Genomic DNA, 20,029 nt, shown 5'->3' on the forward strand with positions numbered 1-20,029 from the left:
CTCAGTAACGTGATTGGTCCTTGACCTGCAGAAACACGATGGAGAGACCTGTTGAAAACAGCCTGACTAAAAAAGATTGAAGTCCTCCAGGATGATATGTTCTTCGGACACGCCAAGGGTCTTGAACTGAGCGACCAGGGCCGAAACCATGGGTGTCGGTCCGCACAGGAAAATATTTTTGTCCCGCACTCCCTCTCTTACCCGGCTGTCGATGTATTCCGCGGTAATCAAACCCTGCCGGTCGGCAAGATACAGTTCATAGTAATGACCGCGCTCCTCAAAGGCTTTAAATCCGTGAAAATGGCTCTGAATCACCTCATGTTTTATATCATTGTCAAAGCAGGCCTGGTCTTCGGTGATGCAGACGTAGAAAAGGGAAACGAGGGGGCTTTTCCAGTTTCGGATGCATTCCGGATGCATTTCCATGAGCTTCTCGCCGGCTTCGTCCAAAGACAAACGCTCTTCGGAATGCAGGGCGACATGCCACATGCCGAGGAAAGGCGTGATGCCGATGCCGCCGCCGATAAACACGCAATCCCGATCGGCAGCCAGGAACCGGTCGCTGAAGCGACCGTAGGGACCGTAAACACTCACGGCATCGTTTTCTTCAAGCCGATCGAGACTGCGGGTGTGGTCCCCGACTTGCTTGATCCCGAGCTTGAAGCGGGAGTCCCGGTTGTACCCGCAAGCGATGGAATAGGGATGCGGCTCAGCGGCAATGCCCTGCTTATGAACCACCAGATAGATGAACTGGCTTGGCTTGAAGTCCATCCTCTGCCCTTCAGGAGCAAAGGTGATTTGCAGAATATCGCCATGTTTCTCTATATCGTCGACGCAGTAGGCATAACGGGGCCCGTACCTGGCATAGAAAAACCGGATATAAAGATACGCCAGCGCCGCCAGGCCGAGCAGGGCATACATCCATAGACCGAGCAAGGGGTAACGGGCAATGTCCCGATCCACAACGATGACGTGCGCCATGACCGCCAGCAGAACCAGGCCGAACCACTCGTGACTTCTCTTCCAGCGATGGTAGGGGATCCTGATCCACAGGGTAACCGCCAGCAGCCCCGCCATCAGCAGCAAGGAGGCAACCCCCAGGTTGTGCCCCGCAAGATACCGGTCACCGCCCGGCGCAAGAAACCACAAACGTCGCAGAAATGCCGGGACGTCGGGCATCCGGTCCAGAGCCAGAAAGAGTGGATGCGCCAGGATCAGAAAAAACGCCGCTTTTCCAAGGCGCTTGTGAACCTGATAAACCTTGTCGAGTCCGCCGAAATAGTCTTCGAAAAACGCCATCCGGGCCGACAGCACGATGCACCAGCACATAAGCACCGTCGCCAGCAGGGAGGCAGCCTTGGCCGGATATTTGTAGAAGTTGTCGAACCCCTCGTTGAAGTACCACTTGCTGCCCAGCCAGAGGGCCATGGTCAAAACAAGGGAGAAAATTACCGGACCCAGATTCTGGTGCGAGCGGGAGGTGGTCAGCATAAGTGTCGGCCTCCTGTAAGTGACTGCAAATGATTATCAAGGCAAAAAAGAACCGTTTCCGGTTGGTAACCCGTAACAATTCTACCCTGTTTTTCAATCTTTGCCTTAAATATCGCGGATGCCGCACCCATCCGGACGTTTCATACGCCCCGCTGCTGTCTGCCCTGTTTTCAGTATTCATCCGGAAATTCAGGATGAATACTAATTGTGCTCCCGCGTCTTGTGAAAAACGATTCCGGGCCACTGCTCCATGGTGTGCCCGAGGCGCCATTCGCTCGATGCGAGGTAGGCCAGCTTGCCCTCGGCATCGCGGGCGAGGTTGACCTGATTTTTCTTTTCAAAATCATCCAGCAGCTTGCGGTCGTCACATTCCACCCAGCGGGCGGTGGCGTATTCCACCCCTTCATAGATGGCGTCGACGCCGTATTCAGTCTTGAGCCGCGCCATGATTACGTCGAACTGCAGCACCCCTACCGCGCCGAGAATGTAATCGGTGTTGAACAGCGGGCGGAACAGCTGCACGGCGCCTTCCTCGGCCAGCTGCAGCAGACCCTTTTCCAGCTGTTTGCTCTTGAGGGGATTTTTCAGCCGCACGCGACGGAAATGTTCCGGTGCGAAGTTGGGAATGCCGGTGAACTTGAGGGGTTCCTTGTCGGTAAAGGTGTCACCGATCTTGATGGTGCCGTGATTGTGGATGCCGATGATGTCGCCGGGATAGGCCTCTTCGACGTTGGTGCGGTCCTGCGCCATGAAAATGGTGGCATTGGCAATGTTCACATCCTTGCCGATGCGATGATGCCGTACCTTCATGCCGCGATGGAAGGTGCCGGAGCAGACGCGGAAGAAGGCGATGCGGTCGCGGTGCGCCGGATCCATGTTTGCCTGGATCTTGAATACGAAGCCGGAAAAATCCTCCTCGTAGGGGGATACCTCGCGGGTGGTGGTCGCGGCGGGGCGCGGCGGCGGCGCCTGCTCGACGAAGGCATCGAGCATTTCCTGGACACCGAAATTATTGATGGCGCTGCCAAAAAACACCGGCGTCTGGTTGCCCTTGAGGTATTCGGCAGGCTCGAAGGGGTTCGCGGCTCCTTCCAGCAGCGCGATGTCCTCGCGCAGCTGATCGCCCTGGCTGCCCAGCAGCTCGTCGACGCGCGGATCGTCGAGATCCTCGATCACCACCAGATCCTGGGGCCGCGTCTCCTGGCCGGCGGTAAACAGACACAGCTGCTTGCGATAGAGGTTATAGGTGCCGCGAAAACGCTTGCCCATGCCGATAGGCCAGGACAGCGGCGCGCATTCGACCTGCAGGGTTTCTTCGATATCGGCCAGCAGATCGAGGGGCTCGCGCCCTTCGCGGTCGAGTTTGTTGATGAAGGTCATGATGGGGGTGTTGCGCATGCGGCAGACCTCCATCAGCTTCTGCGTCTGGGTCTCGACCCCCTTGGCACTGTCGATAACCATCAGCGCGCTGTCCACCGCGGTCAGAACACGATAGGTGTCTTCGGAAAAGTCCTGGTGGCCGGGCGTATCGAGCAGATTGATCTCGTAGTCGCGATAATTGAATTTCATCACCGACGACGTCACCGAGATGCCGCGCTCCTGCTCCATGGCCATCCAGTCGCTGGTGGCGTGACGCGCAGCCTTGCGCGCCTTGACGGCGCCGGCCATCTGGATCGCGCCGCCGAACAGCAGCAGTTTTTCGGTCAGGGTGGTTTTGCCGGCATCGGGATGACTGATGATACCGAATGTGCGCCGGCGGTCGACTTCCTTGCGGTGGTTCCTGTTCACAGTGATTCCTCATGCCTTGAATGAAAAAAAACCGGGCCTTAAGGCCCGATGGACGAAGAATCATAGCGTAATTCGCAACAAAAGGTCAATGCCGGCGCCATCGGCGCCCGTCATGGCACACTCAGCGCGCGGCGCCGAATACTTTCTTGAGCAACTCCGTGGTCCGGGCAGCGGGATTTTCCCGGATCTTGCGCTCTTCCTCGCCGACCACGTAAAACAGCCCGTTCAGGGCCTGATCCGTTACATAGCTGTCGAGATCCAGCCCCAGGCTTTCACCGAAGGGCAGGGCCTTCAGCCTGGCGTCCAGATCCTGGAAATAGCGGGTTGCGCCGACACCGGCGAGGGAGTCGTGTACCACCGGACCGAACAGTTCCTGCAGCCTGCCGCTGGTTTTGTTCTTGAAATAATCGGTCGCCGCCGTGTCACCGCCGCCGAGAATCTGCCGGGCGTCCTCGATACTCATATCCCCTATCGCCTGCCAGAAAATCTCCTTGGCCTGAGGAGCCGCCGCTTCGGCGGCGCGGTTCATGCTCTGCGAAAAAGCATCGACCTGCGCACCGTAGCCGGCCAGGCGCAGCAATTTCTCCGATTTTTGCAGAGGATCGGGCAACGGGATGCGGATTTCGGAATTGTTGAAATAGCCCCCTTCCCGGCCGACATCGGCGACGGCGTTCTGGGTGCCGATCACCAGGGCCTCCTTGAGTCCGGAGGCGATATCGCCCTCGGAAAGCGACGACCCTCCACTAAAGACATCCTTCACCCCCTTGAAAAAATCCTCGAATCCGGCCAGGGCAGGAACTGAAAAAAGCATCAACAACATACCCGCCACGCTGATTCTGCCTGCCAGCCTTTTACCGATGCACGTCATGACCTGTCTCCTCTTTTAAGACGGGAAAAGTCTCCGGGGAAAATTGCCGTTCACGTTCAAGACTAGCCATGTCCTGCATGCTTTGCAAGCAGAGGCGCGTTAAAAAACGACGCGATCCCGGCCCTCCTTTTTGGCCTGGTAAAGATAGGCATCGGCCCGGCTGAGCATATCGAGCAGATTGCGTCCCGGCTCGGAACTGATGCCGATGGAAACCGTGATCCGGATCGATTTGCTGTCGCTCGCCATGCACAGAGGCAGATCGGCGATGGCACGTCGTATCCCTTCGAACAGGGGCACCACCTCTTCCTTGCCGCCCGGCACCAGAGCGCAGAACTCCTCGCCACCGATACGCGCCACGACACTCGAAACAGGCAGTTCCTCCTGCAACAGCTTCGCCACCTTTTTCAGAGCGAGGTCGCCTGCCTGGTGGCCAAAGGTGTCGTTGACCTTCTTGAAGTGGTCGATATCGAGCACGGCACAGCAAAGCGCCTGGCAGGAACCCATCATCTGATTGTAAATACGGTCGCCATGCTCGAACAAAAAGCGCCGGTTGGATATGCCGGCTAAGGAAATCGGTAGTCGCCGCGGTGCGAATGGCCTGAATGTTTTCCAGATTTTCGATACTCTGGGAAATGCGGCAGTAGAACTCCTCGGTGAGAAAATGCTGCTTTATGATAAAATCATTGGCGCCGCATTTCAGAAAACGGGCCGCCATGACGTTGTCACCCAGGGCCGAGATGCCAATAATGGCCAGGTTCTCCTGGGGATGGGTCTTGCGGATGGTCTGGGTCAGTTCGAAACCATCCATATGGGGCATGTGAAAATCACAAACCACCAGTTTGATATCGGGATGCCGGGCCAGGTGCTCAAGCGCTTCACCACCGTCGGCGGCCTCCAGCACCTGGTAACGGTGCACCCGCAGCAGATCGGCCATGACCTGTCGCTGCAGGGGCGAATCGTCCACCACCATGACCTTGATTGCGTCGTTGCGGTCCAGGCGGTTGAGCAGCGTCACCAGATAATCCAGGCTTTGAGCGCCCTCTTTGTACACATAATCCACAACCTTCTGTTCCCATATACGGTCGCGAATTTCTTTGTTGACAACACTGGTAAAAACAATGACCGGGATATGCTTCTGACGAAGCCTGGCGACAATTTCGCCTCCCGGCGCATCCGGAAGGTTGAAATTCACGATGCCAGCGGCAAAGCCCCCGGGCGTTTCTTCAATAAATTGACAGGCTTCCTGCATGGTGCGGGCCCAGCAGACCTGCCGGCCGGTTTCCGCCTCCAGCTTTTTTTTGAGCATGCGCCCGAAAAACCCCGAATCCTCCGCAACCAGCACTTTTTTCATTACCGCGTCCCTCCTCGAAAAACCTGGCAAACGCCCGTCGGCGTCAACATAACATTCCACTTTCAAACCCGGTTGTTAAAAGCAAGAAAAATGCCTATCCTTCCAAAAGCAGGGATGCGAAACGGCGTCGGACTCTTTTGCGGCAAACGGCCCGCCAATGATCCTCGGAAGGCCGCACAGAAGCGAAGAGAAGCGTGGCCCTGGCGGCGGGATTCCATAGGTCCGGTGACGATTTCGCAGTCCCCGGCTGGCGGGCAGCACTGCGGCGGCTTCGCGCCTTATCCCCCGCGCTTGCGCCCCCGCCAATCGTTGATGCTCCACGACAACTGGGTCCACATACCACGCAGCAGCGACAGATCTTCCCTGTCGATAGCGGCCTGATGCAGCATGCGGCGCAGGCGGTTCATGACGGCGGCCGGGCGGGCGGGATTGAGAAAAGCGATCCGCGTGAGAACGCTTTCCATCTGCGCAAACAGCGCCTCGCATTCCGCGGCTGCCGGCCGCTGCCCGGCAGGCTGTGGGGCTGCAGGCAGAACACGGGGCGAGCGAGTGAACTCATACAGGAACAGCAGCACCGCCTGGGCCAGATTCATTGATCCGACCTGCTCGGCGGTGGCGATGGCGGCGCTATGGGTGCACAGGGAAACTTCCGCGCTGGTCAGGCCCGAATCCTCGCGGCCGAAAACCAGCCCGAGCCGCTCATCCCCCGGAAGGGAAAGCGCCAGATTGGCGGCCTCCGCCACATCTAGCAACTCGCCGCGCAGCTTTCCGGGGCGGCGGGTCGCCGCTATCGCCAGGGGCAGGTCCGCCAATGCCGTGTTCAGGTCGGCATACAGGCGGGCGCGGCCAAGCAAAGGGGCGGCACCCACGGCAAACTTGCGGGCCTCGGGATGCAAATGTGGGCACGGGTTGACCAGACGCAGATCGCCAACCCCGAAATTGCCCATGGCGCGGGCCACCATACCGATATTACCCGGATTCTGCGGCTCCACGAGGATCACACTGATCCTTTCAGAAACATCTGTATTCATGCCTGGCAGCATAACCCAGACCTCGCGCCCCTGAAAGAGCCTTTTCGTGCCGCGTCAAAAATGGCCGGGATTTCCGGCGGTGGCCCATCTGCCTGCGAACAGGCATGACATTTCTTGCCGGGTGTATTAAATTGGTGCCCCGAGAATTTCCTGCATGGGGCAGATTCGCAAGCCGCGGGCAGGAACTCTCGGTGCTACGCAAAAAGTATAATCGCAGCCGGTCGACGCTAACCGGCTGCCACAAAGTGAAAAGCATTTTGCCGCATCATCCCAACTGAGAGGTCCCATGACACCAACCATCACCGTTCTCGACGGCGACCAGACCGGCCAGGAACTGCTCATTGAAGCCCTGCGCGTACTCGCTCCCGACGTAACGGGAGTCCCGGTAATGTTTGAGCATTTCGATCTGAGCCTGGAAAACCGCCGCAAAACCAAAAACCGGGTTGTCCATGAAGCTGCCGCAGCCATGAAGCAAACCGGTTTGGGGCTCAAGGCCGCCACCATCACACCGGCCGTGAAGGGCGACGTCGGCAGCCCCAACGCCATTCTTCGCGACGAGGTAAACGGCACCGTCATCGTTCGCACCGGGCGCCGCATTCCTGGCGTGCGCCCCGCCGGCGGCGCCTACGCACCGATATCGGTGGTGCGCATGGCTGTCGGAGATGCCTATGGTGCCGAGGAGTCCCGGCAGGGCGAAGGCCTCGATGAGGTCGCTTTCCGTACCGAGCGCATCACCCGCCGCCACTGTCACGCGGTTGCCGAATTTTCTTTCCGCCACGCGCGCAAACTCGGGGTCAAGGTGTTCGGCGGCCCCAAATTCACCGTCAGCCCGATTTACGAAGGCATGCTCAAGGAAGAAATGGACGCCGCGGCACAACGCTATCCGGACGTCACCTACGAGCCACAGCTTATCGATGCAACCTATGCCCTGCTGCTGATCAACGGCGGTGACGGCATGGTGATACCGGCCTTGAACCGGGATGGCGACTGCCTGAGCGACTTTGTCCTGCAGATGTTCGGCTCTATCGCCGGCGCCGAATCCCTGCTGCTGTCCTTTGATGAAAACTGGGAGCCGGCCGTGGTGATGGCCGAAGCGCCCCACGGTACCGCACCGTCCCTCGAAGGGAAAAATATCGCCAATCCCATGGCGATGATACTGGCTGGCGGCGCGCTGCTCCGCTACATCGACCACCGCAACGCCCACCGGGCGGCCCGCGCCATTTATGAATCGGTCTTCGAAGCGGTGCATCGGGGCGTCAGCACACCGGATCTCGGCGGCAGCTGCACCACGACCGAATTCACCGAGGAAGTGATCCGCCGCGTCAAATCGAAACTGGAAGTCTGGGAGGCGCTGGGCAACTGAGCGGCGTACGCCAGAGCGATGCGATACCTGTCCCACCAGCCATCTCATCCCGACATGATCGGAGGTACCAATTCATGAGCGTCTCCAACCCCCTGATCCAGATGGAAACGAGCTTCGGCGAAATCCTGTTCGAACTGGACAGAGCCAAAGCGCCCGTCAGCGTGGAGAACTTCCTGCGCTATGCCCGTGCCGGTCACTATGACGGCACCATTTTTCACCGGGTCATCAAGGGCTTTATGATCCAGGGCGGGGGACTGACCCCCGAGATGAAGGAAAAGCCAACCGACGAACCGATTGTCAACGAAGCCCGCAACAAGCTGAAGAACAAATCCGGCACCATTGCCATGGCCCGCAGCGAGGAGATCGACAGCGCCCGTGCCCAGTTCTTTATCAACACGGAAAACAACCGCGACCTGGATCATGCCGGGCTCAACCCGGCGGTGTTCGGCTACGCCGTGTTCGGCCAGGTGGTGGACGGCATGGATGTTGTGTATGAAATTGAGCGGGTGGCGGTCGCCAGCAAAGGGGGATACGCAGACGTTCCTCTTGAGCCGGTCATCATCACCAGGGTCACGGTCATCGATTGAGCACTGGCAGGCTCCGCACCCCGGAAACAAGGCGGAGCCTGCCTGTACGGGTATCAGTCCAGACCGGCGATGTTTCTCAAAAACAGCAGCTGCAGAAAAAACGGAACACTGTAAGTCGCGGCAAAAGTGGCCTCTACCGGACCGAAAAAAGCGCAACTGAAAGCAAGAATCAGGATGTAATTCGGAAACAGCAGGCACACCAGCGACGTGGCCCGCAACGCCGGAGGCAGGCGCCGGCAGGCTACCCCGAACAGCACCATCAGTCCGGCCACCATAACCCCGCCGGCAGCCATGGCCTCCAGCGCCAGACCGGGCTGTTCAAGGAAAAATCCCGAATAGCGGGAAAAAACCCCCACATTGGTGATGCCGACGGCGAACAGGGACAAAGGGTAGCTGCAACGCAACAGTCGCTCCGTGGTACGCGGCAGCCATCTGGCGCAGATCCGTCCAAGCAGGGCTGGCACGAAGATCATCACCGCCAGCATCCGCACCATCGGCGCCAGGCCGACCTGCATGGTTTGCCCGGCAAGTGTGGCCACCAGAGGCGGCAGTGTGAAGGGCAGCACCAGGGAAGAAAGGATCACCACGGCCGCCGCCACGAAGATATCGGCGCCGAACAGGTTGGCAAAAAAGGAGGCCAATACGGCCGTCGAGGCGCCGGCCACCAGCAGCCCCGCCAGTTCGTAACCGGGCCAGAACACATGGAAGAGAGCATAGACCAGCAGGGGCATCAGAACGGTCTTGACCAACAGCACCGCCGCGGTGGCCAGGGGCGCTTTCAGCGTGTGTCTGAGCAACCCGCGCATATCGATGCCCAGAAACGACAACAGCAGCAGCACCATGACAAAGATCGACGGCGCATGCCACAGCGGTTTTGCCAGCTGTGGCAGAAATATCCCCAGCGCCATGGTGGCGTAGCTGATCAGCAGCAAAATCGCATCTTTTTTTCGTAACATACGAACCACTTATACAGAGAACCACGACACCGGTGCCTTGTCCCCAAACATCCGGGAAACGGGCGCAGCGCCTGTTCAGCGATGTGGCCCTCCTCCCCCGGGGGTGGTGTCGTCCGCCTGCCGGACCATGCAAAAAGCCGGCGCGGTAAAACTACCGGACCGGCTTGGTTATGGTTGTTGAGAATGACTTATTTTCGATCCGAACAGGGTGCCGCGCTCTGTTGGCGGCGCCCTTCCCGCCACTGAGCCAGCAACAGCAGCCCCACGCCGACACAGATGGCCGTATCGGCGATATTGAAAGCTGGCCAGTGGTACTGGTGCCAGTGAACATCGAGAAAATCGACCACTTCTCCATACCGCACGCGGTCGACAAGATTCCCGACCGCACCGCCGAGCACAAGACTGACCGCCCAACGTGCCAAAACCTGATCGCATCGGTACTGACGGTAAAACCACACCAGAAATATCACCGCGATCAGGGTAGTGGTAAGCAGGAAAGGCACCCGGAATCCGCTGTCGGCCAGCATGCCGAAAGCCGCCCCCTTGTTGCGCACATAAACCAGGTCAAAAAAACCCGGCACCAGCGGACGCGCCTCGTGCAGGTGAAAGTTTTGCACCACGAGCCATTTACTGAACTGGTCCAGCCCGGCGACCAGTGACGCGATCAACAGCAGCAGGCGATATCGGGTATGTTTCATTGGCGGCTGAGAACCTCGACGCAGCGCTGGCAAAGATTCGGATGTTCGGCGCTGTCGCCGACCGTGGTTGAATAATTCCAGCAACGCTCACATTTATCGCCCAGGGCTTTTTCCACCCGGATCCCGAGGCCGGGCAGGGATTCGCACTGCAGGCCGCCCTGCAGATCATCGAGCAGTTCGACCTGGGAGACGATGAACAAGGCCGCCAGGTGCTGTCGGTAGCTGTTGAGCAGTTCGTGCAATCCGCTGTCCGCACTGCTCAACAGCACGCGTGCATCGAGGGAATGGCCGACCACCTTGTCGTTGCGGGCCAGTTCCAGTGCCTTGGAAACCTCCGACCGGATGGCGAGCAAACGATCGTAGCGATCTTCCATGAGTTTGTCGCGCGAATTTCCGGAGAAGCGAACAAAATCGGCCAGATGCACACTTTCGGGGCGCGGCCCCGGCAAAAATCCCCAGATCTCCTCGGCGGTAAACGACAGTACCGGAGCGATCAGACGCGTCACGCACTCCAGTATCCGGAACATGGCGGTCTGGGCGCTGCGCCGTTCAAGGCTTTCGGCGCCAGAGGCATACAGCCTGTCCTTGAGCACATCCAGATAAAAGGAACTCATCTCGACGCTGCAGAAATTGTGCACCGCGTGATAAATGATGTGGAATTCATAATTTTCATAGGCCTTCTCGACTTTCCCGGCCAGATCTTCCAGTTTGGCCAGGGCCCAACGGTCGAGTTCCAGCAACTGATCGTCGGAAACCATGTCGCGGGACGGGTCGAACCCTGCCAGATTACCGAGCATGTAGCGGGCGGTATTGCGGATGCGGCGGTAGGCATCGGAAAGCCGCTGCAGGATCTCATCGCTGATGCGGACATCATCGCGGTAATCCTGGGCCGCCACCCACAGGCGCAGAATTTCCGCGCCGTACTTCTTGATCACCTCCTCGGGCGCAACCACGTTGCCGACGGACTTGGACATCTTCTTGCCCTTGCCGTCGACCACGAACCCGTGCGTCAGCACCGCCTTGTACGGTGTGTGTTCGCGGGTGCCGACCGAGGCGAGCAGACTGGAATGAAACCATCCGCGATGCTGATCGCTGCCTTCCAGGTAAAGATCGGCAGGCCACTGCAGGTAATCACGATTTTCCAGAACCGCGGCATGGGACACTCCGGAGTCGAACCAGACATCGAGGATATCGGTTTCCTTGATGAAATCGTCGTGGCCGCAGGATGCGCAGACCGTGCCGGCCGGCATCAGGTCACGGGCTTCCTTTTCGAACCACAGGTCGCTGCCGCCCTGCTCGAACAGATCGGCCACATGGTGCATCACCCTGCTGTCCTCGAGGGCCTCGCCACATTTCGCACAATAGAAAATTGTGATGGGGACCCCCCAGCTGCGCTGGCGGCTGATACACCAATCGGGGCGGTTTTCGACCATGTTGTAGATCCGGTCGCGCCCCCAGCGCGGGATCCAGGTCACGTCGTTGATGTGTTGCAGGGCCTTTGCACGCAGGCCATTGGCCTCCATGGAAATGAACCATTGCTCGGTGGCGCGGAAAATGATCGGCTTTTTGCAACGCCAGCAGTGGGGATAGCTGTGGCTGATATTGCTTTCCTGCAGCAACGCCCCGACCTCGCTCAGCTTGGCATTCACCGCGGCATTGGCCTCGCTGACCTTCATGCCGCCGAAAAATTCGACATTCTCGTAATAGCGCCCATAATCGTCCACCGGGTTGTAGACCTCCAGCCCGTAGGCGAGGCCGACCACGTAGTCGTCCTGACCGTGGCCTGGAGCGGTGTGTACGCAACCGGTGCCGGCTTCAAGGGTAACATGATCCCCGAGAATAATCAGGGACGCACGGTCGTACAGGGGATGGCGGCAGGTTTTGCGTTCGAAAATCGCCGCGTTGAAGGTTCTAACCACCCGATACGCTTCCACGCCGATCTGCTGCATGACCGACGACACCAGATCTTCCGCCATCACCAGCAGCTCGCCGCCGGCTTCGACAATGGCATAAGACAGGGCCGGATTCAGACACACCGCCAAATTGGCGGGAATGGTCCAGGGCGTTGTGGTCCAGATGACAAAGGACAGCTCGCGACCGGCCAGCTCCGCCAGCTCCAACGGCAGTTCGTCGGCATAAGCAAATTTGACGTAGATGGAAGGCGACGTATGGTCGGCGTATTCCACTTCGGCTTCCGCCAGCGCCGTTACGCAGGACGAGCACCAGTGGATCGGCTTTTTACCTTTGAACAGCCCTCCCCTCTCCACAAAACGCGCCAATTCCCTGGCCGTGACCGCCTCGTAATGGTGAGTCATGGTCAGATAGGGGCGATTCCACTCACCCAGCACGCCCAGTCGTTCGAATTCCGCGCTTTGTATTTTCACCCAGGTATCGGCATAGGTGCGGCACTCTTTGCGGATCTCGGCCTTGCTCATCTCGCGCTTTTTGTTTCCCAGCTGTTTATCCACCATCAGTTCGATGGGCAGACCGTGACAGTCCCAACCAGGCACGTAAGGGGCATAATAGCCCTGCATGCGGCGGCTTTTGAGTACGATGTCCTTGAGAATCTTGTTCAGGGCGTGGCCGATATGGATGTGGCCGTTGGCATAGGGGGGGCCATCGTGCAGGGTGAAATTGGGCCGCTTGCGGCCGGCTTCCTCCATTTTTTCATAAAGCCCCATGCCCTGCCATTGCTCCAGAATTTCGGGTTCCCGCCTGGGCAGATTGCCGCGCATGGGGAACTCGGTTTCCGGCAGATTAAGGGTCTGTTTGTAGTCCATCGCACTCCTCCCGAGAGTCTGCTGGGTGGCAAAAAACAAGTCTGATAAATTAGCAAAACCCCCATATAAGTCAAGAGAAAAGGGGACTTTTGGAACGACAAAGGGCCGCCCACTGCGTTTCGGCACGCATTGGACGGCCCTTTGTCGCCTCCCCAGGAATGCTTGCGCCTTGCGATGCCGGCACAATGGCCAGAAGCCACCCGGCAACCACGAATCAGACGCGCAAAGCTGTACGACCGCCGGTCGGTACCGGGGTTACCCTCAAGGGAAAACCACAGCCCCGACCTGCAGCCTCAGCCATGATTCTGCGCCAGAGACAGAATGCTCTGACGCACCAGGTCGGAGATATTGGTACCGGCTTTTTTGGCCAGATTCTGCAGAACCTGCATTTCCCGATCGTTGACACGGCAGGAAATAATGTTCTTTTTCGGATTTTCCACGCTCTTACCCATTGTTGTGTCTCCTTTGCGAGTCCCTGACTTCATTGCAACAGCAAACAACCGCTATCCACGTGAAAGCACCCGAACAACGCTGGGTGCTGTATACAGCATTGCAAATGCTCTGCCAGCTTTCCATTTTTTGAAAAACCGGAATTGTTCTTGTGAATTCAGTCAGTTGCAATTTTCTTGCGAATTTATGGAGTCGCTGTTTAAAAATCGGAAGGTGATCCAAAAGAGGACAGAGAGACACGTACCGCAACAAATCGCCGCCCTCTCCCAGGCGGCAAACCCGATCTTTCATGTTTGCCGGAGGGAGGATGGCACTTCTTGCCGGTTATTAGTTGGTATCCATCCGGAAACTCCGGATGGATACACCCTGGTTTTCATATGGGAAACGAGCAATTTTTCGTTTTGGCAAGGAAATCAAGGGGTTGCGCGGAAGCGTACATCGGTACGCCGCACAAGCAAGCCTGCGGATTGACGCCGCCACGGCGGAAAAGGGCCGTTTCCGGATGAAAACTGCTGGAGAACCGATTCATTCTCCCGCCTCTTGATCCAGCAGCACCAGGGTTTGTATCCGATTCAGCAAAACCCCCTCCGGACGCAGCAGGCTGTCCAGTTCGTCGCCAGGACGCCACCCGGTAATCACTGTGCGCCCGACCGGATAGCGCCCCTCGACGCCACCGCGCTCACGGATTCTGAGCCCCCACAGGGTGTGCAGAAAGGCCGGCTGCCCGTTGAACTCCCCCACATACAACATGATGTGCCCAGGCATGTGAACCAGGGTCAGCCAGGGTACGGCACGAAGACGGATAACCGACGCCTTTTCCGTAGCCGTCAGAGAGGCAAGTTCGAGACGCACCCCCTGTCTGGCCTGGGCCGCCGAATTCCGGGGCAGGTAGAGGCCGAAGCAGGCAAACAGATCGCGCAGGGTCGCGGAGCAGTCCCGACTACCGAACTGGCCTCCCCAGTCGTAGGGGTTGCCGAGCAGGCGCTCGCCAAGATCGGCGATGCTGGCCGGGGTCAGGGACAAGGGGAAGACCGGACCGTCGACCTCCCGCAAACCGGCGGAGCGCAGTTCGGCACGTCCCCCTTCGCCGCGAACCGGCACCAGCACCTGTCCGGGTTGCGCCTGCGGCCACACACTGCCGAGGCTGGCGACCGCAAGCACCTCTCCGTACTCATCGCGCAGCGGCACCCCATCAGCTATCACCACGCGCCACGGAGCCGCCGCATACATATCGATGCAGGCTTCATCAACCGGCGCAACGTCGGGAGCGGGAATCCAGCCGAACATGGCCTCGGTTTCCACCAGCAGCCAGCAACCATCCGCCGAACGATGCCGAACCCGAACCGGGGTACCAGCGGGCAGGGAAGAATATTGCAGATAATCGAAGGGGAAGCCCTCGCCCGGCAGCGCCGGGTTGTAGAAGACAGGCTGTCGGGCAGGTACGCCCCGAAGGTTGGCGGCATGAACGGTTATGGCGGGATAGTCGGCGGACGGAAAAGCCTGCTCGTCACACAAGAACAGCCACTGCCGGCGCAGGGACATGGGCAGCGGCTCCCTGTTGCTGCCATAAAGCGGGGCGTCGAGCAACCATTTGCCGATGGCAAAAAAATCCTTCCCTTGCCACTTGGACCATCCAGGTTGCCAGGGCGCCAGAAAACGACGTCGGAATCCGAGCTGCATCCGCTCCTGACGGTCTGTTGGCAGCAACGGCCGGTGTGCCGTATCCGCCTGCACGTAAGCCGAAAGATGTTGGGGAAAAAACAGCAGGTCACCCAGCCGACGCTCTTTGGCCACCGGGCTGCAAGCCGCAAGGAGCAGGGCTGCAATGCTCGCCGCCAGCATCCGGAGCCGCCAGCATATGATGCTCTCCCCAAACAGCCCGCGCATACTATTTACGACCGCCCCGCGGACAATAATCGCCGTCGAAGTTCGGCCCCGTTTCTGACCCCATGCAGAATCGTCGAACAACTGGTGCGGTTTTCGATCAACTCCTTGAGCCGGGCCGACAGAGATGTATCCCCAAGCAGAACAGCCCCGGCCAATGTGCTATTGCGGAACACAAACAGAGCGTAATGTTCGTCGGCACTGTCTTCGAAAACCTGATAACTGCCATCGGCGGGATGAACATTGCCGATGCTGAACAGATCGACATCCAGAACCTTGAGAATATTGGACCGCGGCAAGCCGGGAAAACGGGAACTACCCCCCGCGGCATTGACGCCGGCAACCTTGCCCTGTTGCTGCGCCGGCAGCCAGGCACCGTAGAGCACGCCCTGATGTTCGGCCACGTCGCCGGCCGCGAAAATATCGTCAATGGAAGTCTGCATGCGATTGTCGACCAGAATGCCGTCATGAACCTCCAGATTTGCCTGCCTGGCCAGAGCATTGTTGCAACGAACCCCTGCGGCAAAAATCACCAGATCCGCGGGCAGGGTTTCCCCGGTCTCCAGAACAACCCCGGACACCTTGTTTTCGCCCGCGAGTTTTTGCAGCCGGACACCGCAGAGCAAACGGATGCCGAGCTTTTCGACATACGTGGCGAGCCGTTTTCCGGCGGCGGGATTCAGCTGCCGGGGCAACAACCAGTCAAAGCTTTCGATAACGGTCACCCTGGCACCCCGCCCGGCAAGGGCCGCCGCGGTTTCCAGGCCAAGCACGCCGCCGCCGATCACCACGCACCCCGCCCCGCGCCCGGCCTTTTCCAGAAGGGCACAGGCATCCCGGTAGGTGCGCAGCGTCATGACCCCGGCCTTGTCGATTCCAGCCACAGGCGGCACAAAGGAGTGCGCACCCAGGGTCAGAATCAGCCGATCGTAGGAAACGGTCTCGCCCGTGCCTAGCCGGATCGACCTGGCTGCAGCATTGATCGCCGTCACTTCAACAGAGGGCCTGAGTTCGATGCGCCGCTCTTCATACCAGCCGGCAGGGTGAAGACTCAGCTGTTCGGAAGTCAGCTCGCCGGCCAGGTAACGGGTCAGATTGATGCGGTAATAAGGCAGTTCCGGTTCCCGGCCAACAACAAGAATTCTGGCTGCAGGGTTGGTCTCACGAGCGGCGGCGGCTGCCGATATACCGGCGATGCCGGCTCCGACAATGACAATGGTTGCCCCCGAATCGGCCGTCTCCGGTTCGCCACCCTGCCCGTAAACAGCCTCGAACTGATCGGGTCCAGCGCCGCACACCGGGCAGGCTTCGGGCGGGGCGGCGCCTTCGTGGAGATAATCACATATCAGGCAGCGCCAGGCTCGCGCAGGAGAACCTGGTACCGCAATAGAAGAAACTTCCTCCGCCTCAAACAACTCCTGGCCCACACCACAAACCGGACAGCAAGCCGGCAGTTCGCCTCCCACATGAACATATCCGCAAACGGTACATCGCATCGATTCACCAGCCATAAAGCGATTCCTCCTTATGAAAACACCCGACCACTACGGAGACAATGATTAAACGCGACTATAGCAGAAATCATCAGAAAGTGCAGACAGAGATTGGTTGTGCAAACCAATCCCCCATGAAAATTCGCTTACACCAAAAGACCTCACATGCAACCGAAAACTTTTTAGTTGGAGGCGCCCAATTTCCTGAAACATGAACCGGATTTCATGAATGGTCTGCACGAGATCGGTGAAAATTGGAGAAGGATAACTAACCCGCGCGAAAAAACGCGTGTTTTTTTGCGCGAGCTAATTTTGTGGCCAAAAGACAACATGTTAAATGAAACAAGCATCATCTTTTTTCGCAATCCTGTGACAGGGATCATGAGTTTTTAGCCAGTATATAAAAATATGGCATAACTCTAATCGTCATTAGATTGTTTCACTGCACGATCCGGTTCTTCTCACAAAGAGATCTGTTGCTGTGCCCACTCGGAAACGACGGATGGACACTGCATCAGCGGCGGGAAATGGATGGGATTTAAAAAGGGCGCTGCCCTTTACGGCCAGCGCCCTCGAAAGATGTCAACCGGTCATTCCGCAAGCATACCAGCGGATGGCAGAAAAACTTACAGCTTGCCCGCCTGACGGGCACGCTGCTCGGCCGCCAGCACGGTATTCTGCAGCAACATGGCGACCGTGGTCGGACCGACGCCGCCAAGGCGGGGGGTAATCCAGCCGGCGACATCGGCCACGGATTCGTCGACGTCGGGCAGCAGCTTACGCCCCTCCCAGCTGATGCCGCCGCTGATCACCACAGCGCCGGGCCGGATCATATCCGGTTGCACGATACCGGGGCTGCCGGCGGCGGCGATGACAATATCGGCACGGCGGGTATAAGCGCCAAGATCGCGAATCCCGGAATGAACCACCGTGACCGCGGCATTGGCGAAGGGCTGTTTGAGAGTCAGCAGCAGGGACAGAGGACGACCAAGGGTCGGACCGCGTCCGATAACCACTACTTCCCGGCCCTCGACGGGAATGTCATAATGCTTGAGCATGGCGCGGATGCCGGCCGGGGTGCAGGGTACCGGCCCGGGCTCCTGCAGAACCAGTCGGCCCAGATTGACCGGATGCAGGCCATCGGCATCCTTGTCCGGATCCATCAGCATCAAAGCCTGGTTGAAATCAAAACCTTTGGGCAGGGGATACTGAATGATATAGGCATCGACATGCGGACTGTCGTTAAAGTCCCGCACGGCGGTCAGCAGATCGGCCTGGGTTGCAGTAGCCGGTATCTCTATATGGAAAGAGGCGATGTCCACTTCCTTGCAGGTTTCGTGCTTTTTGTTGACATAGCTGATGCTGGGACCGTCTTCCCCGACCAGAATGGTGCCGAGTCCGGGTTGAATGCCTTTTTCCTTGAGGGCCGCCACGCGCCGGGCCACATCTTCCAGCACCGCTGCAGCCACCACTTTGCCTTCGAGCAGATTTGCAGACATCAAAACTCCTTTAATAAAAAATATTGTCAGTCTTCCGTTGTCAATTGCTGGCACTCAGCACTCGAAAAACGCTCCATCATAAAATGTCACTCGACAATGTCAAGTCATTAAGCAGATGACCGCCCGCCACATTCAACTGACCACATTCTGCGGTTGTCCCGCAAGAAACGCTCGCACGTTGTCAACCACGATATCCATGAGCCGCTGCCGGGCTTCGCGGGTTGCCCAGGCAATATGCGGGGTGATAAAGGTATTCGGCGCGCAAAGCAGGGGATTTTCGACATCCGGAGGTTCGCAGGACAAAACATCGACGCCGAGCCCGCCGAGCCGGCCATCGGCCAGGGCCCGGCCCACGGCCGCTTCATCGAGCAGAGCGCCCCTTGCGGTGTTGATCAGCAGTGCCGAGGGTTTCACGAGGGACAGGCGGGAAGCATCGACCAGTGAACGGGTACGTTCGGTCAAGGGGCAATGCAGGCTGATCACGTCGCTGCGACGGAACACCTCATCCAGAGACACAAAGGTCACCTCACCGCGCTGCTCATGCTCGGCATAGTTGCCCGGGTGGGCTGTATGCACCAGCACCTGCATGCCGAAGGCCCGGCCGATGCAGGCGACCTGACGACCGATCTGCCCGAACCCGACCAGACCCAGAACCCGACCATCCAATTCGTGAAGAGGGCGATCCCAGAAACAAAAATCGGGGCTGCCGCTCCAGCGGCTTTCCTCCCGGACCATACGGCTGTGATGCCCGACCTGCTGTGTCATCTCAAGCAGCAGCGCAAAAACCATCTGTGCCACGGAACGGGTGCTGTACGCCGGCACATTGGTCACCACAACCCCATGTTTACGGGCTGCGCGTATATCAACGATGTTGTAGCCGGTGGCCGTCACCCCCAGATATTGCAGATCCCCAAGTCGGGCAAACCGTGCCTCGTCAAACACAACCTTGTTGACAAGAACAATTTGCGCCCCCCTGGCGCGCGGTAACTCCTGCCCGGGCTCGCAGCGGTCATACACCGTCAATTCCCCCAGCGCGGCCAGGGCTTCCCAGCTCAGATCGCCGGGATTCAGAGCATGGCCATCAAGCACCACAATCCTCATCGTTCGCCTCCTTTATTCCCCATGTTGGCGTCCACCTGCTGCCTGACAAGCTTGCAGCCCAGCCTTCGGGCCTGCCGGCGAGCCCGATCAGGCAGGGGTTGATGTTCCTGCTGCGCGACTCCGCCAATAATCAGCAAACCGGCGCAGCGGGCGCCTAGCACCGTTGTCGCCGACTTCAGCACCCGCGGCGCCCCGCAGAACACCCGCGCCATGAATGCGGGCATGGCGCAGGACAGCAACAACACCGCCCGGCGCGGCCGGCGGGTGGTGCGCCGCCTGGGAACCCGCGCCCCCCATGGCCACCAGGCATAGCAGACCAGGCGCTCGACAAAGCGCTTGGTCAGGGCAGTGACACAGAAAAAATTGATTGGCGAGCCCAGCACGATAGCGTCAGCACCCTCCAGAGTGTCGAGCAGGGCGGCCATATCGTCCTTTATGACGCAAGCCCCCCGGCGATCGCCTGGTTGCTGGGTACATTCGCGACAGTTGGTGCAAAACGCAATATGCTTGTCCAGCAGGTAGATCTTGTTGACACGGGCGCCGCATTCCGCCGCCGCCGAAAGCACCTCATCCACCGCTGAATCGATGATGCCGCCTTTACGATAACTGCCGACCACACCAATAATCGTGCTGGAGCGCTGCATACCAACCTCCGGGGTTTGCAATCAGCAAAAGAGACCTTAGTTAGT

The 20,029-nt window shown here is 58.8% G+C and carries 17 protein-coding genes and 1 pseudogene; 3 read left to right on the forward strand and 15 right to left on the reverse strand.

Annotated elements, in window-relative coordinates; genetic code table 11:
* Nucleotides 1–66 precede the first annotated feature (66 nt).
* The 6 genes and pseudogenes from AB7E65_RS01450 to AB7E65_RS01475 all read right to left on the reverse strand — a co-directional run bounded on the left by AB7E65_RS01450 (nt 67) and on the right by AB7E65_RS01475 (nt 6,529).
* Nucleotides 67–1,491 (reverse strand): ferredoxin reductase family protein, encoded by a 1,425-nt coding sequence (locus AB7E65_RS01450; protein ID WP_428745133.1) that lies wholly within the window; start codon nt 1,489–1,491, stop codon nt 67–69.
* Between the two features lie 201 nt (nt 1,492–1,692).
* Nucleotides 1,693–3,279 carry a peptide chain release factor 3 gene (locus AB7E65_RS01455; protein ID WP_072286991.1) on the reverse strand — a complete coding sequence of 529 codons (1,587 nt, stop codon included), beginning with the start codon at nt 3,277–3,279 and terminating at the stop codon, nt 1,693–1,695.
* Nucleotides 3,280–3,400: 121 nt separating this feature from the next.
* On the reverse strand, nt 3,401–4,147 hold the full coding sequence (locus tag AB7E65_RS01460) for a DUF4197 domain-containing protein (RefSeq protein WP_428745134.1): 747 nt from the start codon (nt 4,145–4,147) through the stop codon (nt 3,401–3,403).
* A gap of 99 nt (nt 4,148–4,246) precedes the next feature.
* On the reverse strand, nt 4,247–4,687 hold the full coding sequence (locus tag AB7E65_RS01465) for a GGDEF domain-containing protein (RefSeq protein WP_428745135.1): 441 nt from the start codon (nt 4,685–4,687) through the stop codon (nt 4,247–4,249).
* 184 nt (nt 4,688–4,871) lie between these two features.
* A pseudogene (locus AB7E65_RS01470) lies at nt 4,872–5,498 on the reverse strand (response regulator); the annotation flags it as partial.
* Nucleotides 5,499–5,776: 278 nt separating this feature from the next.
* Nucleotides 5,777–6,529: an RNA methyltransferase gene (locus AB7E65_RS01475; protein WP_428745136.1), complete on the reverse strand. Its 753-nt coding sequence runs from the start codon at nt 6,527–6,529 to the stop codon at nt 5,777–5,779.
* Between the two features lie 286 nt (nt 6,530–6,815).
* Between AB7E65_RS01475 and AB7E65_RS01480 the strand changes: the two genes are divergently transcribed.
* On the forward strand, nt 6,816–7,892 hold the full coding sequence (locus tag AB7E65_RS01480) for an isocitrate/isopropylmalate family dehydrogenase (protein WP_428745137.1): 1,077 nt from the start codon (nt 6,816–6,818) through the stop codon (nt 7,890–7,892).
* Nucleotides 7,893–7,966: 74 nt separating this feature from the next.
* Nucleotides 7,967–8,479, forward strand: a complete 513-nt coding sequence (locus AB7E65_RS01485) for a peptidylprolyl isomerase (RefSeq protein ID WP_083558679.1) — start codon at nt 7,967–7,969, stop codon at nt 8,477–8,479.
* A gap of 53 nt (nt 8,480–8,532) precedes the next feature.
* Here AB7E65_RS01485 and AB7E65_RS01490 read toward each other — a convergent pair whose 3' ends face one another.
* The 4 genes from AB7E65_RS01490 to AB7E65_RS01505 all read right to left on the reverse strand — a co-directional run bounded on the left by AB7E65_RS01490 (nt 8,533) and on the right by AB7E65_RS01505 (nt 13,365).
* Nucleotides 8,533–9,435 (reverse strand): hypothetical protein, encoded by a 903-nt coding sequence (locus AB7E65_RS01490; RefSeq protein WP_428745138.1) that lies wholly within the window; start codon nt 9,433–9,435, stop codon nt 8,533–8,535.
* A 188-nt stretch (nt 9,436–9,623) separates the two neighbouring features.
* Nucleotides 9,624–10,133, reverse strand: coding sequence for a signal peptidase II (gene lspA / locus AB7E65_RS01495; RefSeq protein WP_072286986.1), 510 nt, complete (start codon nt 10,131–10,133; stop codon nt 9,624–9,626).
* Nucleotides 10,130–12,913: an isoleucine--tRNA ligase gene (gene ileS, locus AB7E65_RS01500; RefSeq protein WP_428745139.1), complete on the reverse strand. Its 2,784-nt coding sequence runs from the start codon at nt 12,911–12,913 to the stop codon at nt 10,130–10,132. Before ileS ends, lspA begins: the two co-directional genes overlap by 4 nt.
* Nucleotides 12,914–13,206: 293 nt before the next feature.
* Nucleotides 13,207–13,365, reverse strand: coding sequence for a plasmid mobilization protein (locus tag AB7E65_RS01505; protein WP_072286984.1), 159 nt, complete (start codon nt 13,363–13,365; stop codon nt 13,207–13,209).
* A gap of 353 nt (nt 13,366–13,718) precedes the next feature.
* Between AB7E65_RS01505 and AB7E65_RS01510 the strand changes: the two genes are divergently transcribed.
* Nucleotides 13,719–13,907, forward strand: coding sequence for a hypothetical protein (locus AB7E65_RS01510; RefSeq protein ID WP_320360611.1), 189 nt, complete (start codon nt 13,719–13,721; stop codon nt 13,905–13,907).
* Here the strand turns inward: AB7E65_RS01510 and AB7E65_RS01515 are convergent.
* The 5 genes from AB7E65_RS01515 to AB7E65_RS01535 all read right to left on the reverse strand — a co-directional run bounded on the left by AB7E65_RS01515 (nt 13,889) and on the right by AB7E65_RS01535 (nt 19,984).
* Nucleotides 13,889–15,205: an SH3 domain-containing C40 family peptidase gene (locus AB7E65_RS01515; protein WP_320360610.1), complete on the reverse strand. Its 1,317-nt coding sequence runs from the start codon at nt 15,203–15,205 to the stop codon at nt 13,889–13,891. The genes AB7E65_RS01510 and AB7E65_RS01515 overlap by 19 nt on opposite strands.
* A gap of 50 nt (nt 15,206–15,255) precedes the next feature.
* A complete protein-coding gene (locus AB7E65_RS01520; protein WP_428745140.1) occupies nt 15,256–16,758 on the reverse strand; it encodes an FAD-dependent oxidoreductase in 1,503 nt (500 codons plus the stop codon).
* A gap of 608 nt (nt 16,759–17,366) precedes the next feature.
* Entirely contained in the window at nt 17,367–18,239 is an 873-nt protein-coding gene (locus AB7E65_RS01525) for a bifunctional 5,10-methylenetetrahydrofolate dehydrogenase/5,10-methenyltetrahydrofolate cyclohydrolase (protein WP_428745141.1), read from the reverse strand.
* Between the two features lie 132 nt (nt 18,240–18,371).
* Nucleotides 18,372–19,340, reverse strand: a complete 969-nt coding sequence (locus AB7E65_RS01530; protein ID WP_072286979.1) for a D-2-hydroxyacid dehydrogenase — start codon at nt 19,338–19,340, stop codon at nt 18,372–18,374.
* A complete protein-coding gene (locus AB7E65_RS01535; RefSeq protein WP_320360607.1) occupies nt 19,337–19,984 on the reverse strand; it encodes a flavodoxin family protein in 648 nt (215 codons plus the stop codon). The genes AB7E65_RS01530 and AB7E65_RS01535 overlap by 4 nt, the downstream gene beginning before the upstream one ends.
* Nucleotides 19,985–20,029: the final 45 nt, after the last annotated feature.

Origin of the sequence: Syntrophotalea sp., assembly GCF_050253115.1 — a bacterium.
Classification (GTDB): domain Bacteria; phylum Desulfobacterota; class Desulfuromonadia; order Desulfuromonadales; family Syntrophotaleaceae; genus Syntrophotalea; species Syntrophotalea acetylenica.

What these genes read in the sequence shown, in the direction of transcription:
- AB7E65_RS01450 (WP_428745133.1), bottom strand. Translation starts at nt 1,491, where the DNA reads ATGCTGACCACCTCCCGCTCGCACCAGAATCTGGGTCCGGTAATTTTC.
- AB7E65_RS01460 (WP_428745134.1), bottom strand. Translation starts at nt 4,147, where the DNA reads ATGACGTGCATCGGTAAAAGGCTGGCAGGCAGAATCAGCGTGGCGGGT.
- AB7E65_RS01475 (WP_428745136.1), bottom strand. Translation starts at nt 6,529, where the DNA reads ATGAATACAGATGTTTCTGAAAGGATCAGTGTGATCCTCGTGGAGCCG.
- AB7E65_RS01480 (WP_428745137.1), top strand. Translation starts at nt 6,816, where the DNA reads ATGACACCAACCATCACCGTTCTCGACGGCGACCAGACCGGCCAGGAA.
- AB7E65_RS01485 (WP_083558679.1), top strand. Translation starts at nt 7,967, where the DNA reads ATGAGCGTCTCCAACCCCCTGATCCAGATGGAAACGAGCTTCGGCGAA.
- AB7E65_RS01490 (WP_428745138.1), bottom strand. Translation starts at nt 9,435, where the DNA reads ATGTTACGAAAAAAAGATGCGATTTTGCTGCTGATCAGCTACGCCACC.
- lspA (WP_072286986.1), bottom strand. Translation starts at nt 10,133, where the DNA reads ATGAAACATACCCGATATCGCCTGCTGCTGTTGATCGCGTCACTGGTC.
- ileS (WP_428745139.1), bottom strand. Translation starts at nt 12,913, where the DNA reads ATGGACTACAAACAGACCCTTAATCTGCCGGAAACCGAGTTCCCCATG.
- AB7E65_RS01505 (WP_072286984.1), bottom strand. Translation starts at nt 13,365, where the DNA reads ATGGGTAAGAGCGTGGAAAATCCGAAAAAGAACATTATTTCCTGCCGT.
- AB7E65_RS01510 (WP_320360611.1), top strand. Translation starts at nt 13,719, where the DNA reads ATGGATACACCCTGGTTTTCATATGGGAAACGAGCAATTTTTCGTTTT.
- AB7E65_RS01515 (WP_320360610.1), bottom strand. Translation starts at nt 15,205, where the DNA reads ATGCTGGCGGCGAGCATTGCAGCCCTGCTCCTTGCGGCTTGCAGCCCG.
- AB7E65_RS01520 (WP_428745140.1), bottom strand. Translation starts at nt 16,758, where the DNA reads ATGGCTGGTGAATCGATGCGATGTACCGTTTGCGGATATGTTCATGTG.
- AB7E65_RS01525 (WP_428745141.1), bottom strand. Translation starts at nt 18,239, where the DNA reads ATGTCTGCAAATCTGCTCGAAGGCAAAGTGGTGGCTGCAGCGGTGCTG.
- AB7E65_RS01530 (WP_072286979.1), bottom strand. Translation starts at nt 19,340, where the DNA reads ATGAGGATTGTGGTGCTTGATGGCCATGCTCTGAATCCCGGCGATCTG.
- AB7E65_RS01535 (WP_320360607.1), bottom strand. Translation starts at nt 19,984, where the DNA reads ATGCAGCGCTCCAGCACGATTATTGGTGTGGTCGGCAGTTATCGTAAA.